Source organism: Eikenella sp. Marseille-P7795, from assembly GCF_916618725.1.
Classification (GTDB): Bacteria; Pseudomonadota; Gammaproteobacteria; order Burkholderiales; family Neisseriaceae; genus Eikenella; species Eikenella longinqua.
In genome coordinates this window covers 58,195-75,118 of record NZ_CAKAJZ010000001.1, presented here as the reverse complement: position 1 = coordinate 75,118, position 16,924 = coordinate 58,195, and the positions used below count along the sequence as shown (strand labels likewise).

Annotated in this window: 11 protein-coding genes and 6 tRNA genes; 6 read left to right on the top strand and 11 right to left on the bottom strand. The window is 58.1% G+C overall.

The genetic code is table 11. From position 1 onward, the window contains the following. Nucleotides 1-203 precede the first annotated feature (203 nt). Nucleotides 204-1,559 carry a tRNA 5-hydroxyuridine modification protein YegQ gene (gene yegQ, locus LG371_RS00385; RefSeq protein WP_067593494.1) on the top strand — a complete coding sequence of 452 codons (1,356 nt, stop codon included), beginning with the start codon at nt 204-206 and terminating at the stop codon, nt 1,557-1,559. A gap of 185 nt (nt 1,560-1,744) precedes the next feature. Then, a complete protein-coding gene (locus LG371_RS00380; RefSeq protein WP_225747458.1) occupies nt 1,745-2,932 on the top strand; it encodes a sugar transporter in 1,188 nt (395 codons plus the stop codon). 174 nt (nt 2,933-3,106) lie between these two features. Here the strand turns inward: LG371_RS00380 and LG371_RS00375 are convergent. The 6 genes from LG371_RS00375 to recB form a co-directional block, all read right to left on the bottom strand. Continuing rightward, nucleotides 3,107-3,196 (bottom strand) — tRNA-Leu (locus tag LG371_RS00375). Nucleotides 3,197-3,326: 130 nt separating this feature from the next. After that, nucleotides 3,327-3,400, bottom strand: a tRNA-Cys gene (locus LG371_RS00370). A 43-nt stretch (nt 3,401-3,443) separates the two neighbouring features. Then, nucleotides 3,444-3,519 (bottom strand) — tRNA-Gly (locus LG371_RS00365). Nucleotides 3,520-3,545: 26 nt separating this feature from the next. Further along, nucleotides 3,546-3,621, bottom strand: a tRNA-Gly gene (locus LG371_RS00360). A 24-nt stretch (nt 3,622-3,645) separates the two neighbouring features. Further along, nucleotides 3,646-3,721: transfer RNA gene (locus LG371_RS00355), tRNA-Gly, on the bottom strand. A gap of 153 nt (nt 3,722-3,874) precedes the next feature. Then, nucleotides 3,875-7,549, bottom strand: a complete 3,675-nt coding sequence (gene recB, locus LG371_RS00350; protein ID WP_225747457.1) for an exodeoxyribonuclease V subunit beta — start codon at nt 7,547-7,549, stop codon at nt 3,875-3,877. Between recB and LG371_RS00345 the strand changes: the two genes are divergently transcribed. Together LG371_RS00345 and pflB are read left to right on the top strand one after the other, a co-directional pair. Further along, nucleotides 7,532-7,792 (top strand): hypothetical protein, encoded by a 261-nt coding sequence (locus LG371_RS00345; RefSeq protein WP_225747456.1) that lies wholly within the window; start codon nt 7,532-7,534, stop codon nt 7,790-7,792. The genes recB and LG371_RS00345 overlap by 18 nt on opposite strands. A 307-nt stretch (nt 7,793-8,099) precedes the next feature. Next, nucleotides 8,100-10,385, top strand: a complete 2,286-nt coding sequence (gene pflB / locus LG371_RS00340) for a formate C-acetyltransferase (RefSeq protein ID WP_067593503.1) — start codon at nt 8,100-8,102, stop codon at nt 10,383-10,385. 59 nt (nt 10,386-10,444) lie between these two features. Here pflB and LG371_RS00335 read toward each other — a convergent pair whose 3' ends face one another. Next, complete coding sequence (locus LG371_RS00335; protein ID WP_225747455.1) at nt 10,445-10,639, bottom strand: hypothetical protein; 195 nt, start codon at nt 10,637-10,639, stop codon at nt 10,445-10,447. Between LG371_RS00335 and pflA the strand changes: the two genes are divergently transcribed. Both pflA and LG371_RS00325 read left to right on the top strand, forming a co-directional pair. Next, nucleotides 10,623-11,432, top strand: a complete 810-nt coding sequence (pflA, locus tag LG371_RS00330) for a pyruvate formate lyase 1-activating protein (RefSeq protein WP_156503551.1) — start codon at nt 10,623-10,625, stop codon at nt 11,430-11,432. The genes LG371_RS00335 and pflA overlap by 17 nt on opposite strands. Before the next feature lie 282 nt (nt 11,433-11,714). Beyond that, a complete protein-coding gene (locus tag LG371_RS00325) occupies nt 11,715-11,834 on the top strand; it encodes a DUF4261 domain-containing protein (RefSeq protein ID WP_218916366.1) in 120 nt (39 codons plus the stop codon). Between the two features lie 94 nt (nt 11,835-11,928). Here LG371_RS00325 and LG371_RS00320 read toward each other — a convergent pair whose 3' ends face one another. The 4 genes from LG371_RS00320 to dnaG form a co-directional block, all read right to left on the bottom strand. After that, complete coding sequence (locus tag LG371_RS00320) at nt 11,929-12,564, bottom strand: cation diffusion facilitator family transporter (RefSeq protein WP_225747454.1); 636 nt, start codon at nt 12,562-12,564, stop codon at nt 11,929-11,931. Nucleotides 12,565-12,948: 384 nt separating this feature from the next. Continuing rightward, nucleotides 12,949-13,024 (bottom strand) — tRNA-Ile (locus LG371_RS00315). Nucleotides 13,025-13,076: 52 nt separating this feature from the next. Next, nucleotides 13,077-15,023 carry an RNA polymerase sigma factor RpoD gene (gene rpoD, locus LG371_RS00310; protein ID WP_225747453.1) on the bottom strand — a complete coding sequence of 649 codons (1,947 nt, stop codon included), beginning with the start codon at nt 15,021-15,023 and terminating at the stop codon, nt 13,077-13,079. 50 nt (nt 15,024-15,073) lie between these two features. Next, the gene (gene dnaG, locus LG371_RS00305; protein WP_225747452.1) at nt 15,074-16,864 is read right to left on the bottom strand and encodes a DNA primase; all 1,791 of its coding nucleotides are present in this window, start codon (nt 16,862-16,864) and stop codon (nt 15,074-15,076) included. Between the last annotated feature and the right edge of the window lie 60 nt (nt 16,865-16,924).

Genomic DNA, 16,924 nt, shown 5'->3' with positions numbered 1-16,924 from the left:
CGACCGCTGCTTCTGCGGAAGCCGATGTTTTAACTTCGCAGAAACTCAGCTTTCTGCGGAAACTTCGTTTTAGCTTCGCAGAAACTTCGTTTTCAGGTAGCCTGCTTTAAGGCTACCTGAAAATCTTTAAGCGGCTACCTGAAAAATCCTGCGAAGCACACAATCCCGTTCCAACAAACCTTAAGTTCCATTCCAAGCACATCATGAAATCCCCCGAACTCCTCCTCCCCGCCGGCGGCCCCGAGCGCATGCGCACCGCCTTCGACTACGGCGCCGACGCAGTTTACGCCGGCAGCCCGCGCTATTCCCTGCGCGCTCGCAACAACGAATTCGCCAAGCTCGATGTGCTGCGGCAAGGCATTGCCGAAGCCCACGCGCGCGGCAAAAAGTTCTACCTCACCGTGAACACCCTGCCGCACAACAGCAAGCTCAAAACCTTCCACGCCGATATGCAGCCCCTTATCGCCATGAAGCCCGACGCGCTGATTATGGCTGACCCCGGCCTGATTATGGTGGTGCGCGAACGCTGGCCCGATATGCCCGTGCACCTCTCCGTGCAGGCCAACACCACCAATTATTGGGGCGTGAAATTCTGGCAGCGCATCGGCGTGGAGCGCATTATTTTGTCGCGCGAATTGAGCATGGAAGAAATCGCCGAAATCCGCCAAAAATGCCCCGATGTCGAGCTGGAAGTATTCGTACACGGCGCGCTGTGCATTGCCTATTCCGGCCGCTGCCTGCTTTCTGGCTATTTCAACCACCGCGACCCCAACCAAGGCACCTGCACCAACTCCTGCCGCTGGGACTACAAAGTGCACGATGCCGAAATCGACGAAATGGGCGACGCCCGCCTGCTGCAAGGCTTTGATTTCAATAAAGCCCAAGAGGAAGCCAACGCCGCCTTCGAAGGCATCAACGGCCAAGTGCGCCACCCCAAAGCCAACAAAATTTTCCTGATAGAAGAGAGCAACCGCCCTGGCGAAATGATGCCGATTATGGAAGACGAGCACGGCACTTATATTATGAATTCCAAGGATTTGCGTGCCATCGAGCAAGTGGCCAGGCTCGCCGAAATCGGCGTGGACAGCCTGAAAGTGGAAGGGCGCACCAAATCCGTGTATTACGTCGCCCGCGTGGCCCAGGCCTACCGCAAAGCCATCGACGACGCCGTGGCCGGCCGCCCCTTCGACTACAGCCTGCTCGCCGAGCTCGAAGGCCTCGCCAACCGCGGCTACACCAGCGGTTTCCTCGAGCGCCACCAAACGCAAGACTATCAAAACTACCTCACCGGCCATTCCGTGGCCAAACAAAGCCAATACGTCGGCCACGTTACCGCCATCGACGCCGAAGGCTGGGCCACGGTGGAAGTGAAAAACCGCTTCGCCGTGGGCGACACGCTGGAAATCATCCACCCGCAGGGTAACCAAACCATCGTGCTGCAAGCCATGAAACGCTGGGGCGAAGCGGCCGAAGTGGCACCCGGCAACGGCATCCAAGTGCAGATTCCCGATATGGCGGGCAAGGATAAGGCGCTGATTGCGCGGATATTAAATCCTTAAACCGCCTGCCCGGCTCAGGCAGAGAGGCTACCTGAAAATCTGCGGCGGATACTGCGTAGCTTCACGCCCATTCCGCGGTATTCCGTTTTTCAGGTAGCCTCAAATGTTGTTGCCAAGCTGCTGCCCGTCTGTACGCCATAAGGCTACCTGAAAACGCAACCAGATATTTTCACAAACGATTTATTATGTTCAAACAGCATCCCCACGCCCACATCCTGCTGGCCTATCTGCGCGTGTTTGCGCTTTCGGTAGCGGCTTTTGTGGTGTGCACCACCGAGTTTATCCCCATCGCCCTGCTTACCGACATCAGGCGCGGTTTTGATATGCCGGCGGCGGATACGGGCATCATGATTACGGTGTATGCCTGGGTGGTGTCGCTCGCCTCGTTGCCGCTGATGCTGCTGGTGGCGCGGCTGGAGCGCAGGCGGCTGCTGTTGGCGCTGTTTGCGGTGTTTGTGGCGGGGCATGCGCTCTCGGCGCTGGCGTGGAGTTTTCCCGTGCTGCTGGCGTCGCGCGTGCTGATTGCGCTCACCCATGCGCTGTTTTGGGCGATGACGGCTTCGCTGGTGATGCGGATGGCGCCGATTGGGCGCCGGCAGCAGGCTTTGGGCTGGCTGTCGCTGGGCACTTCCATGGCCACGGTGCTGGGTTTGCCGCTGGGGCGGCTGGTGGGGCAGTGGCTGGGCTGGCGGGCAACCTTTGCGTTGATCGGCGTGTTGGCTTTGGGTGTGATGGTGTTGCTGGCGAAAATCCTGCCAATCTTGGAAAGCCGCAACGCGGGTTCGCTCTCCAGCCTGCCGCTGCTGGCAAAACGCCCGCGCCTGCTGGGGATGTATGCGATGGCGGTGCTGGCGGTGAGCGCGCATTTCACGGCGTATAGCTATATCGAGCCTTATGCGCTGGAGGTAACGCATATGCCGCCGGATACGGCCACGATGGTGCTGCTGGTGTTTGGCCTGTCGGGCATGGTGGCGAGCTGGCTGTTTGCGCGTTTCTACCCGAAACACCCGCAGCCCACGCTGCTGCTGGCGGCTTTGCTGCTGGTGGTGTCGCTGCTGCTTCTGCGGCCTTTGGGCGGCAGCGAGGCGGCGATGTTTGCGCTGGCGCCGGCGTGGGGTATCGGCATTGCGGTGCTGAGCCTGTGTATGACTGCGTATGTGATGCGCTATGCGCGGGATGCGGCGGATGTGGCCAATGCGATTTATTCGGGCAGCTACAATATCGGCATCGGCGGCGGGGCACTTTTGGGCGGGATGGTGATGCGACATTGGGGCTGGGCGCGCTGGGCTGGGTGGGCGCAGGCTTGGCCGCAGCGGCGCTGGCGGTGTTTGCTTGGACGCAGATGGGGTTTGCGGAAGAGAAAAGTTGAATGAGCGCAGGGCTGATGGGAGGCTACCTGAAAAACGCACGGGAATCCGTGCTTTTTTCATGGGGTAAAATGTAGAAATGTAGAACAAACCCTAAAATGTAGAACAAAACCGATGCCGAAAATGCAGCAAACCCGCTCGAAGCAGAGCGGGGTTTTATATTGGAAACAATCAGTTTTGTGGTGCCCGAGACCGGAATCGAACCGGTACACCCGTATTAGGGGCGACGGATTTTAAGTCCGTTGTGTCTACCAATTCCACCACTCGGGCCAGGCTGCGGCATAGCAGGCTCGGAGATTGGAGGCGGGGGCGCGGATTTTAACCGGCCTATACGGAGGTTGCACCCCCCGCAGCATGAACACTCTGCCACCCCGCCGTGATGATTGATGATGCGGTATTTTGGAGGCGGGAGTCGGAATCGAACCGGCGTACACGGCTTTGCAGGCCGCTGCATAACCACTTTGCTATCCCGCCAAATTAGCTTTTGGCCGACTGAATCGGCCAAATCGCTAAAACTTGGAGCGGGAAACGAGTCTCGAACTCGCGACCTCAACCTTGGCAAGGTTGCGCTCTACCAACTGAGCTATTCCCGCATTACACCCGAACCGAAAGTGGATAATGGAGCGGGAAACGAGTCTCGAACTCGCGACCTCAACCTTGGCAAGGTTGCGCTCTACCAACTGAGCTATTCCCGCTTGGGATTCGGATGATGTGAAACTTGGAGCGGGAAACGAGTCTCGAACTCGCGACCTCAACCTTGGCAAGGTTGCGCTCTACCAACTGAGCTATTCCCGCGTGGCGTGTTTTCCGGCTGCCGCCGTACTCACGAAAGCGGCATATTATAGGGAATTTTGGTCAATAGTCAATATCCGGCGGCAAAGACTTTCTTGGCGTTTGTTATTTATGCGGATTTTGCAACGCTTCGCCGGGCTGTTTTCCGCATTCGGCTTATTGCAGCCATTCCTGCAAGGCCGAAACAGGGATATCCCAGCACCAAATGCCTTCCTGCCCGAGCGGGTTGAGGCCGCGCACAAACAGGTAGCGCACGTGGATGGCTTCGGGCAGGGCGTGGCGCTGTTTCAGATAGCGTGCGGCGGCAACGGCGTAAATCAGGGCTTGCAGGTAGTAGTGGTGTTCGCTCACGGCGGCGCTCATGGCGGCTTGGCCGTAGTCGGCGAGGCGGTTGCCCAGGTGGTTGGTTTTATAGTCGATTACGCACACGCGGCCTTGTGCGTCGGCGGCGAGCAGGTCGATGAAGCCGTTGAGGAAGCCGTTTACGGTGTGGAAATCGAGCTGGGGCAGGTGGGCGGCGGCGTTTTCAGGTAGCCTGATGTCGGTTCGGGCAAACCAGCGGCGCAGTCGGGCGAGCCCGAAATCTTGCATGTGCAGCACAAAGCCCATTTCTGCCAAACGGTTGTCGGCGGGGATGCTGGCCAGGCGCATTTCGCCGAGCAACGGGGCTTGGCGCACGGTTTCTGTCATTTCCAACATGGCGGGCATGGCTTGCTCGGCGTCGTAACCGTGTTGGGCGAGGATGGCGGCGTAGGTTTCGCTTTGCGCGGCAGGGGCTTGGGTGAACTCGGTTTGCTCAAGGATGCTGTGCAGGCAGATGCCGGGGCCGGTGCCGCGCGGGAAGGCGAGTAGGGCGGTTTCGGCTTCGGCTTCGGCAGGCGGGGGCTCAGTTGCCTGCTGCGGGCTACCTGAAAAAGGGCGGCCTACGCTTTGATCGTTTTTGCTGTGCGGAAGCTCGTTGCTTTGGTTTTCAGGTAGCCTTTCGGGCTCGGTGCTTTCGTCGGCGAGGAATTTTTCAGGTAGCCATTCTTCGGTGGCGTGGGTGTGGCGGCTGAGGCCGGTGAAGCTGGTGTGGCGGACGGATTGCAGGGGGCGTTCGGGCAGCTCGAGGGCGCGGTAGCTGCCTTGCTGTGCGTCGCGGGCGCGGTAGTGAGCTTCGGGTGGCTCGTCTTCCAGCCATTGCAGCCAGCCGGGCGGGGCGCTTTGGATGCGGTGTTGCCAGGCTTGGCGCAGGGCGTCGATACGGGCTTGGCCCGCCAGGTTTTTCCAGTGGCTGCGGACGGCGTGGCAGTCGCCTATGGCAGGGTCGGCGAGGAGGTAGGCGAAGGTGTTTTCGGGGGTGTTGTTGCAGGGGGCGGCGTAGATAACGAGCTGTTCGCGGGCGCGGGTGAGGGCGACATATAGGATGCGCAGGTTCTCGCCGAGATCTTCGGCGAAGAGTTGCTGCTTGGCGGTATCGTCCAGTTGCGCTTCGGCGAGCAGTTGGCTGCGGCCGTTGTCTTGGCGGATGATGTTCCAGTCTTTAATCAATTTTTTATCGCTGGCATCCCATACGAAGGGGCAGAATACCAGCGGGTATTCCAGGCCTTTGGCGGCGTGCATGGTAACGATTTTGACCAGGTGTTCGTCGCTTTCCAGCCGCAGCTGGTGCTCTTGATTGTTGGTGTTGTCGGCGATTTGTGCGGCCAGCCATTGGGTGAGGGCGGCGGGGGAGCTTTGTTCGGCGGCGGCAAGGGCGAGGGCTTCGGCCAGCTGCCAGAAATTGGTGAAGCTGCGTTCGTTGTGGGTGGAGAGCAGGTGGGCTTCGAGGCCGCTTTGGCGGGCGAACCGGGTGAGGGCGGCGTAGATGCCGTGGCGCTGCCAGACTTCGGCGGCTTCGGCGGCGCGGTTTATCCACTCGGCCAGCTGCTGCTCGCTGGCGTTGAGTGCGGCTAAGTCGTGGGCGGTGCGGCTGTAGAGTACGCCGCCGAGCACGAAGCGGAGGTGTTCGGTGTGCTGCGGGGTGAGCCAGAACAGGAGCAGGGCGTGCAGGGCCTCGGCTTCGGGCGTGCCGAACACGGATTGCTGCTGCAACAGCACGCTGCGCACGCCGCGGCGTTTGAGCGCGCGCGATACCATTTCCCCTTGGCTATGCTTGCGCACCAATACGGCGATTTGGCCGGGATGCAGCGGTTTGTGTTCCCCGCTGTCTTTGTCTTCAATCAAGAGGCTACCTGAAAATGCTTGGTTCAGCTTGGCGGCGATTTCGCGGGCGCAATAATCGGCGGAGAGCTCGTATAGGTGGTCTTTGTTGGGCAGATTGCCGTTTTCGGCGGGGTTGAGCCAGCGCACGGTGATGGCGGCTTCGGGCGGCGGTTGCAGCAGGCTGTTTTCTCGTTTGGCCTGCACGTTTGGATAGGCAATCTGCGGCAGCACGAAGGGCTGCGGGCGGGGGGCAAACAGGTGGCCGATGCCGTTTACCAGGCGGCTGTGGCTGCGGTAGTTGGTGGCGAGGGTGTAGCTTTGTTCGGGGGCGGTGTGGGCTGCGGCGGCGAGGTAGGCGTGGATGTCGGCGCCGCGGAAGCCGTAGATGGCCTGCTTGGGGTCGCCCACGAGGAAGACGGGCACACCTTGGCGGATGAAGGCGGTGTGGAAGATGGCGTATTGCAGGGGGTCGGTGTCTTGGAATTCGTCGATGAGGGCGACGCGCCATTTGGCGGCGAGGGCTTGGGCGAGGGCGGCGGCCTGCTCGGGGCGCTCGGGGTTGGTGAGCGCGGCGTGGACGTCGAGCAGCAGGTCGTCGTAGTCGCGGCGGGTGCTGCGGCGTTTGTCTTCCTGCAAACGGGTTTTCAGGTAGCCTAGGCATTCGAGCTTGAGGCGGATGGCAGCTTGTTGTTTGGCAGGATCGAGTTTGCTCAGGCAGCGGCCGAGTTCGGCCAAGGGTTGGAGGGCGGCGATATCGGCGTCATCAAGGCAGCAGTTTTTTTTGAGTTTGCCGCGCAGGGCATCTGCCTCAAATAGAGACAATTTTTTCGGTTCGGAGAGGACGGCCTTGGGTAGGGCTTCTTGGGCGGCGTGTTGGAGTTCGGCAAACAGGGTGTCGATGGAGTCGTTGAAAGTTTTGCCGTTGAGCTGGGGCTTGGCGCGGCGGTACACGGTTTCGATGTCGCTCAGGTGTTGCTGCACTTGCTGCCACGCTGTGTCGTATTCGGCCAAAAGTTGCGGCAATTCGTTTTCAGGTAGCCTGTAATCCAGAAAGGGGCGTTTGAGGCTACCTGAAAATTCGGCGAGCACACTGGCGGGGGTGATGCCGAATTCGGCGGCAATGCGGGCGTTTTGCGGATGGTCGGCCACGTGTTCGCGCCAGAAATCTTGGGCGGCCACTAGGCGGGCGGCGGGGTCGGCGGGGCCGGTTTCCAGCTCGAAGGGGACGCCGCACAAAAAGGCGTAGTCGCCGAGCACGCGCAGGCAGAAGCCGTGGATGGTGTAGATGGCGGCGGTGTCGAAGCCGGAGAGGGCGGCTTGCAGCTGGAGGATGAGCTGGCTGCGTTCCTGCTTGGTCAGGGCTTCGGCGAGCAGGTTTTGCAGGAATTCGTCGGTGCTGGGCGTGTCACTTTGCAGAGCGGCCAGCGCTTCGCCTAGGCGGGCGCGCAGGCGGTTTTTCAGCTCGGCGGTGGCGGCTTCGGTGAAGGTGACCACGAGGATGTTTTCCGGCGCCCAGCCTTCGAGCACCACCAGCCGGGTGAAGAGGGTGGCGATGTTGTAGGTTTTGCCTGTGCCGGCGGAGGCTTCGATGAGATAGGTACCCTGCAGCGGCAGGGGCAGTTGCGCAACTTGGAAATCCTGCACCATGGTGTTGTCCTGTGTTTGGCAATTTCAGGTAGCCTGTGTTCGGCATATCTGCGATATTGTACGGGCTGGGCGGCTGCCTGTCTTGCCGCGGTGGGCAAGAGGCTACCTGAAAAAGTTTTGGCTTTGCCAATGTTATGTTTTTATGCCAAGAATTTTAAGCATGGGCAATACTGTGCCGCTGCCGAAAAATATGCGGCGGCAAGGTTGAAAAAGCAGAAAATGCCGCCAGATCTGTATCATTGATTATATTGCCATAAAACTTGGTAGACTATTAATATCAACACTTGGAAAGGCGGCGTGAATTTGAGATAATATATCTGATATTCAAGGAGATAGTTTTATTGAGCTAAGTCATAAAAAGCTTATAAAATGCCCTTATCCAGTGCATTGATAATAAAGAGAAGTTTTTTCATGGTTTGATTTAGGTTAAGCTTTGCGCGAATACTTTAGAGTTTCGCGCCCAAGGAGGCACAGACAATGCTATGCTTCCACTGTTTTGAGATTTAATTTTTTCGCGTTGTTTCTTTACTAACTATCAGGAGGTTCAATTATGGCTACAACAGCATCAGAACGCCCGGCCGCATGGGAAGGTTTTGTCGGCGGCAACTGGGAAAACCACATTGATGTGCGTGATTTCATCCAGAAAAACTACACGCCCTATGAAGGCGACGGCAGCTTCTTGGCGCCGGCCACCGAAGCCACTACTAAGCTGTGGGCAGAAGTGATGGAAGGCATCAAGGTTGAAAACAAAACCCACGCCCCCTACAAAATCGACGCCCAAGTGGTGTCTGGCATCACCAGCCACGGCCCCGGCTACATCGACAAAGATTTGGAAACCATCGTTGGCCTGCAAACCGACGAGCCGTTGAAACGCTCCATCATGCCCTTCGGCGGCCTGAAGATGGTGAAAGATTCCTGCAAGATTTACGGTGTTGAGCTCAATCCCGAAGTGGAAGAAATCTTCACCAAATACCGCAAAACCCACAACCAGGGCGTGTTCGACGTATACACTCCCGACATCCGCCGTTGCCGCAAATCAGGCGTGCTCACCGGCCTGCCGGATGCCTACGGCCGCGGCCGCATCATCGGCGACTACCGCCGCGTGGCCCTGTACGGTATCGATCGCTTAATGGAAGACAAAACCGAGCAATATAATTCTTTGCAGCCCGATTTGGAAGCCGGCAAAAACTTGGAAAGTGTCCTTCGCCTGCGCGAAGAAATCAACGAGCAGCACATTGCGCTGAAACAGATGAAAGAAATGGCCGCTTCCTACGGCTACGACATCTCCGGCCCGGCCAAAAACGCGCAAGAAGCCATCCAATGGACTTACTTCGCTTACCTCGCCGCCGTGAAATCGCAAAACGGCGCCGCCATGAGCTTCGGCCGCGTGTCTTCCTTCTTGGATATCTACATCGAACGCGACCTGAAAAACGGCGTGATCACCGAAACCCAGGCTCAGGAATTCATTGACCACTTGGTAATGAAACTGCGTATGGTTCGTTTCCTGCGTACCCCCGAATACGACCAGCTCTTCTCCGGCGACCCGATTTGGGCCACCGAATCCATTGGCGGCATGGGCTTGGACGGCCGCACGCTGGTAACCCGCACCAACTTCCGCGTGCTGCACACCCTGTACAACATGGGCCCGTCTCCCGAGCCGAACATCACCGTATTGTGGTCTGAAAAACTGCCGCAGGGCTTCAAAGAATTCTGCGCCAAAGTGTCTATTGATACTTCGTCTATCCAATACGAAAACGACGACCTGATGCGCCCGGACTTCAACAGCGATGACTACGCTATCGCCTGCTGCGTGAGCCCGATGGTAGTGGGCAAACACATGCAGTTCTTCGGTGCGCGCGCCAACTTGGCCAAAACCCTGCTGTACGCAATCAACGGCGGTGTGGACGAAAAATCCAAAGACCAAGTCGGCCCGAAAACCGAGCCGATTAAAGACGAAGTGCTCGACTACGATACCGTGTTCGAACGCATGGATAAATTCATGGATTGGCTCGCCACCCAGTATGTGACCGCGCTGAACTGCATCCACTACATGCACGACAAATACAGCTACGAAGCCGCCCTGATGGCGCTGCACGACCGCGACGTGCGCCGCACCATGGCCTGCGGGATTGCCGGTCTGTCTGTGGCTGCTGACTCCCTGTCTGCCATCAAATACGCCAAAGTGAAACCGATCCGCGACGAAAACGGCATTGCCGTAGACTTCGAAATCGAAGGCGAATACCCGCAGTTCGGTAACAACGACGATCGCGTAGACAGCATCGCCTGCGACCTGGTAGAGCGTTTCATGAAGAAAGTGGCCACCCACCCGACCTACCGCAACGCCATCCCAACCCAGTCTGTGTTGACTATTACGTCCAACGTGGTGTACGGCAAGAAAACCGGTAACACCCCCGACGGTCGCCGCGCCGGCGCTCCGTTCGGCCCGGGTGCCAACCCGATGCACGGCCGTGATGTGAACGGCGCTGTGGCTTCGCTCACTTCCGTAGCTAAACTGCCGTTTGAGTTTGCCAAAGACGGTATTTCCTACACCTTCTCCATTATCCCCGGCGCGCTGGGCAAAGACGAAGCCTCCCGCGAACGCAACCTGGCCGGTATGATGGACGGCTACTTCCACCACGAAGCCGGCGAAATCGAAGGCGGTCAACACCTGAACGTGAACGTGCTCAATCGCGAAATGCTGTTGGAAGCCATGGATCATCCGGAAAAATATCCGCAGCTCACTATCCGCGTGTCTGGCTATGCTGTGCGTTTCAACTCGCTCACCCGCGAGCAGCAGCAAGACGTGGTAACCCGCACTTTCACCAGCCACATGTAATCTGATGGCAAACGTGTTGCAGTGAAGAAAGAAAGTGCCGGAACAAGCTTCCGGCACTTTTATTTTCCCCGCGCGATATTTTTCAGGTAGCCTTCTGGTTTTTCAGGCAGTCCGCCCATAAATTCACTATAATCGCAGCCCGCCTTATTCTGGTTTTCAGGTAGCCTTCCGGCAGGTTTAGAGGCTACCTGAAAAATAAGAGCACACCCATTCCAACCACCTAAACCACCCAACATCATGTCCACCATCCCCATCCAGCCCGTTTCCGCCGACGCCAACGACGAAGTCAATCCCAAGCTCTACAACGGCATCGGCTACGTGCACTCCATCGAAACCGGCGGCGCCGTAGACGGCCCCGGCATCCGCTTCGTCCTCTTCATGCAAGGCTGCCTCATGCGCTGCCTCTACTGCCACAACCGCGACACCTGGGACAGGCACACCGACAAAGAACAAAAGCTTACCGTGCCCGAGGTGATGAAGAAAGTCCTTTCCTATCAACACTATTTCCGCGCCACCGGCGGCGGCGTAACCGCCACCGGCGGCGAGCCCCTGCTGCAATACCCCTTCGTCCGTGACTGGTTCGTTGCCTGCCGCAAGCACGACATCCACACCTGCCTCGATACCAACGGCTACGTCCTGCACTACGACCACATCCTTGAAGACCTGCTCGACCACACTAATCTTGTGATGCTCGATTTAAAACAAATCGATCCCGACATCCACAAAGTGCTGGTTGGCATCCCCAACACCAAAACCCTGCGCTTTGCCAAATATCTGGCCGAACGCAACCAGCCCACCCGCGTGCGCTACGTCGTTGTGCCCGGCTACACCGACGACGAACGCTCTGCCCACCTGCTCGGCGAATTCATCGCCGACATGGGCAATGTGGACACCGTGGAAATCCTGCCCTACCACGAGCTCGGCGCCTACAAATGGGAGCTCTGCGGCGACGAATACAAGCTCAAAGGCGTGCATCCCCCGCCCAAAGAAACCGTGCTGAAAATTAAAGAAATTTTAGAAGGCTACGGCAAACAAATCATCCTGTAAGCTGCCGTATCGCCAGCAAAAGGCTACCTGAAAAATATTTCAGGTAGCCTTTTTGCCGCCATCCCCCTTATATTGCCGCCCATCCTTTCCCCTCACTCGGAGAACCCCATGCGCCACGCCCAAGGTTTTGTCCTGCTGCAAGAAAACCAATTCGACCACGCCCGCTTCCTCCACACCCTGCAACACGAATAGGGCATCCGCCCCGACGCCGGCGAAGAACCCAGCCTGGAAGAAGGCATCCTCAGCTTCTAAGTAAACGGCCTCTTCTGTTCCGCTGCCCTCATGCCCGACCCGCTGCCCGACGGCGAAACCATCGGCTTCTCCGCCGAAGAAAAACTCGCCATGAGCCGCTCCCCCGCCGTGGCCGGCATTGCCGAAGAAACCCTGAAAATCGCCTATTGATTCAGCCGGTTCAACACCAAAGGCTACCTGAAAAAGCATAGCCCATTTTTTTCAGGTAGCCTTTACTGCCGATGGCTGCGCCATTGCCCGGCCGCTACGCCCCCAACTCCCGCCAAGCCTGCCGCACCACGCCCAAGCCGCTTTTCAGCACCAGCAGCGACAGCAACACGCTGGCCACGGCATCCACCCACTGCCAGCCCAGCAGCCAGGCCGCCAGCCCGGACACAATCGCCACCACCGAGCCGAACAAGTCAGCCAAAACATGCAGATAGGCGGCTTTCACATTCAGGTTGGCATGGTCGCCCTTCATCATCAGCCAAGCCACGAAAAGATTCACCAGCAGGCCGGTGCACGCCACCGCCAGCATCGGCAGCGCCAACATTTCGGCGGGTGCCGCCCAGCGTTCGGCCGCTTCCCGCAAAATCATCGCCGCCACCAGCACCAAAGATGCGCCGTTGGCCAGCGCCAGCCATTTTTGCCGCCGCGCAGAGAGAAACAGCGCCAGCAAGGCGAGCAGCAGCGACAGGCTGTCATTGGCCATATGGCCGGCGTCGGCCATCAGCGCCAAGCTGTTGAAATACCAGCCGCCAAGGAATTCCACCACCATATAGCCGGTGATAACGGCAAAACTGAGCGCGAGGATTTGGCGGTTTTGCGGGATGTGGCTGTGCGCGTGGTCGTGGGCATGGTCGTGGTGATGGCTGTGGCCGGGCAATGGCTTGTTTGGCATAACGATTCTCTCCCTGTTTGGCCAAAGGCTACCTGAAAAAGTGGGGCGATGGCAATGCTGCTTTGCGTTTTATCGTGGGGAAACTTGCTTTGTGTGTTCGAGCCTAGCAGAAAAATTTAGCTGCACGGAAACGCCGCGGTATTTTCAGGCAGCCTCTGGTTAAGGCTACCTGAAAAGTTAGTGCGCTTTAGTTGTTTTCAGGTAGCCTGGGTTGCTGCGAAATTTATTCCGTGGGGTGGGTGGTGTAAAACAAAACCAGCCGCAATCGCTGGAGATTGCGGCTGGTTTGTGTTGGTTAGTCCAAAGTTTTGCCGAAGTCCAAAACCAGCAAAACGCGGACAAGCAGTTGAAACAACTTAACTGACTGAAAAACCAAATTAAATCTGGTGGGTCTGGCTGGTCTCGAACCAGCGACCAAAGGATTATGAGTCCTCTGCTCTAACCCCTGAGCTACAGACCCGGCTAGAAAGGGCGGCATTGTACCGATAAGCCGCTTGCCTAGCAAGGGATTACTACTTGTTTTCCTCGCTATCCAGGAAGCTGCGCAGGCGGTCGCTGCGGGTGGGGTGGCGCAGCTTGCGCAGGGCTTTGGCTTCGATTTGGCGGATGCGTTCGCGGGTAACGTCGAACTGTTTGCCCACTTCTTCCAGCGTGTGGTCGGTGTTCATGTCGATGCCGAAGCGCATGCGCAATACTTTGGCTTCGCGCGGGGTGAGGCTTTCCAGCACGTCTTTGGTGGCCTCGCGCAGGCTGGAATACATGGCGGCATCGGCAGGGGCAACGTTGTTCACGTCTTCGATGAAGTCGCCCAAGTGGCTGTCGTCATCGTCGCCGATGGGGGTTTCCATGGAAATCGGCTCTTTGGCAATTTTCATGATTTTGCGGATTTTGTCTTCCGGCATTTCCATCAGCTCGGCGAGCTTGGCGGCATCCGGGTCTTCGCCGGTTTCTTGCAGATACTGGCGGGAGATGCGGTTCATTTTGTTGATGGTTTCAATCATGTGAACCGGGATGCGGATGGTACGCGCCTGGTCGGCAATCGAGCGGGTGATGGCTTGGCGGATCCACCAGGTGGCATAAGTGGAGAATTTGTAGCCGCGCCGGTATTCGAATTTGTCCACCGCTTTCATCAGGCCGATGTTGCCTTCCTGAATCAAATCGAGGAATTGCAGGCCGCGGTTGGTGTATTTCTTGGCAATGGAAATCACCAGGCGCAGGTTGGCCTGAATCATTTCCTGCTTGGCGGCGGCGGTTTCTTTCTCGTTGGCCACCATGTTTTTGCTGATTTCTTTCAGCTCGGCAATCGAGATTTGCGCGTGTTTTTCCTGCTCGATCAGGATGTTTTGCTTCTCGATGATGGCGTATTGGAAACGGCTCAGGGCTTCGCTCCACACGCGGTTTTTGCCGATTTCGGTTTCTATCCAGCCCAGATCAGTGATGTTGGGTAGGAAGTTTTCGATGAAATAATCGCGATCCATGTGCACGCGGTTGAGGCAGATGTCGCGGATTTCGCGTTCCAGGCGGCGGATGTTGTCTACGCGGGTGCGCAGATTGTCGCTCAGGGTTTCGATTTGGCGGGTGGTGAAGCGCACGTTCAATAGTTGGTCGGCAATGGAGTTGCGCAATTCCAGGTATGAGGCGTGCTGGCTGTGGTGTTTGTTGAGCGCGGCCACCATTTTTTTGTAGGTGGCCTGGATGCCTTCGAAGTGCGACAACACTTTTTGTTTGAGCTCTTCCAGATTGGCGGCGGATACGGCGCCGGCATCTTCTTCTTCGGTGTCTTCTTCGTCTTCGGAATCTTCTTCGCTATTGTCTTCTTCCAAATCGGTATCGGGGCTGGATTCTTCGGATTTGTCCACACCGATGCCCAGCTCGTCGAGCAGCTCTTCGTGCGGGTCGATGATGTCTTCCACCACTTCGTCCACTCGGATTTCGTCGTTGCGCACCTGCTCGATGAGGGCGAGGATTTCGGCCACGGAGCCGGGGCAGGCGGAAATGGCCTGAATCATGTTGCGCAGGGCGGTTTCGATTTTTTTGGCGATGACGATTTCGTCTTCGCGCGTGAGCAAATCCACTTGGCCCATTTCGCGCATATACATGCGCACCGGGTCGGTGGTGCGGCCGAATTCGGAATCAGCGCTGGAAAGGGCGGCTTCGGCTTCGGCCACGGCGTCGTCGTCGGTCATGTTGGCCGTGTTGTCTGCCATCAGCAGGGTTTCGCTGTCGGGCGTTTCTTCGGTTACCTGAATACCCAGGCCGGAAATCATATTGACGATATTGTCGATCTGCTCGGCATCCGACATATCGTCGGGCAGGGCATCGTTGATTTCGGCATAGGTGATGTAGCCGCGCTCTTTGCCTTGCAGAATCAGCTGTCTGAGCCGCGCCCGCTGCTCTTCGGGAGTCAGCGGGCGGTTGCCTTCTTGTTCTTCGGTGGCGGGATTGTTCTGTTCGGACATGTTTCTCTCGTTTTTCACATGGGCTAACTAAAAGGGGACGGTGCGGCCGCCTAGGGCTGCCCGTCGCTGTGGGGGGAAGGATGCTTCAGCAAATCCCGTAGCAGTTTGATTTCGTCATCGCTCAGGCCTTGGGCGATGCGTTTGCGTTTCAACGCTTCAACTTGTTGGGATTTCAGCGAGGCCATCAGTTTATGCATACCCGATTGGAATTCCTGCGCATCGTTTTCACTACCTCCCTCGAAGTGGCCGCTGTCCGTGCCGGACTGCATGATGTGGCAGATACTGCCGTAATAGGGGGTGTTGCGCATGGCTTCCATCAATCCGGCGCTGGAAAGCGGGGCTTGGCTGCAGCGCACATGGGCAGCCATCACGCTCAGGCAGGCCACGTCGGCATCCAGCTCCAGATGGTCGGGTAAGTCGATATATGCAGCCCATTGCGGATTTATCAATAGGCTGCGGATTTGTTTTTGCGCCAAACTCAGCATTTGCGGCTGGCGGAAGGTTTGGCGCGGCAGGGTGTAGCGCTGTTGGGCAACGTGGCGCTTGGGGGCTTCCTGCCCCATCAGGTGTGCCAGATTGGCCGGATCGATGCCCACCAGGTTGCTCAGCTCTTGCTTGAGCAGGAAGGCTAGGGCGGGGGCGGTAATCTGGGTAAGCAGGGGGGCGGCGGTTTTCACCAGCTCGGCCTTGCCTTCTTGGGTGTGCAGGTCTAGATGTTCGGTGAGCGCATCCCATAAATAGGCGGAGAGCGGTTTGCTCTGATGCAACAGCATATCTTCAAAACGCTCGCGGCCGTGTTCGCGCACGTAGCTGTCGGGGTCGTGTCCTTCGGGCAGGAAGAGGAAATGCAGCGATTTGCCGTCTTTGAGCTGGGGCAGGGCGTTTTCCAAGGCGCGCCAGGCGGCTTTGCGGCCGGCGGCGTCGCCATCGAAGCAGAAATAGACGCTGTCGGTGTGGCGCATCAGGATTTTGACGTGCTCGGCGGTGGTGGCGGTGCCGAGCGCGGCCACGCAGTAGCCGATGCCGAACTGTGCCAGTGCCACCACGTCCATATAGCCTTCCACCACCAAAATGCGGCCGGCTTCCTTCACGGCGGCTCGCGCTTCGTGCAGGCCGTAGAGGTTTTTGCCTTTGTCGAACAGCGGGGTGTCGGGTGAATTGAGGTATTTGGGTTTGGAATCGTCGAGCACGCGGCCGCCGAAGCCGATCACCTGCCCGCTGCTGTTGCGGATGGGGAACATGATGCGGTGGCGGAAGCGGTCGTAGTGGCTGCCGTCTTTTTCGATCACCATGCCGCTGTTTACCAGGGCTTCGGAAGGGTAGGGGCTGAAGCTTTGCGCCAGCGGCCGCCAGCTGTCGGGGGCGTAGCCTAAGCCGTAGTGGGCGATGATTTCGGCGGAGAGGCCGCGTTTTTTCAGGTAGCCTTGGGCGGCTTTGCTGGCGGCCAGTTCGCGTTGGTAGAATGCAGCGGCTTGGGCGGTGGTGTCTTCCAGGGTTTGCTGGCGTTGTTTGCGGCGGGCGCGTTCGTCGGCGCTTTCCTGCCGGCCGCGCTGCTGCGGCACGACCATGCCGGCGCGGTCGGCGAGGTATTGCACGGCTTCGGTGAAGCCCAAGCCTTGGTATTCCATCACGAATCCGATGGCCGAGCCGTGTGCGCCGCAGCCGAAGCAGTGGTAGAACTGCTTGCTCGGGCTGACGGAGAAGGAGGGAGATTTCTCTTTGTGAAACGGGCAGCAGGCCATGTAGTTGGCGCCGCCTTTTTTCAGCGGCACGTGCTCGTCGATGATGTCGACGATGTCGGTTTTGGCCAGCAGCTCGTCGATGAATTCGCTGGGAATCATGGCGGAATCGGCTGCGGTTGGAAAGGGAATGCTGTGGCGGTAACAGGCCTGAAGGCTACC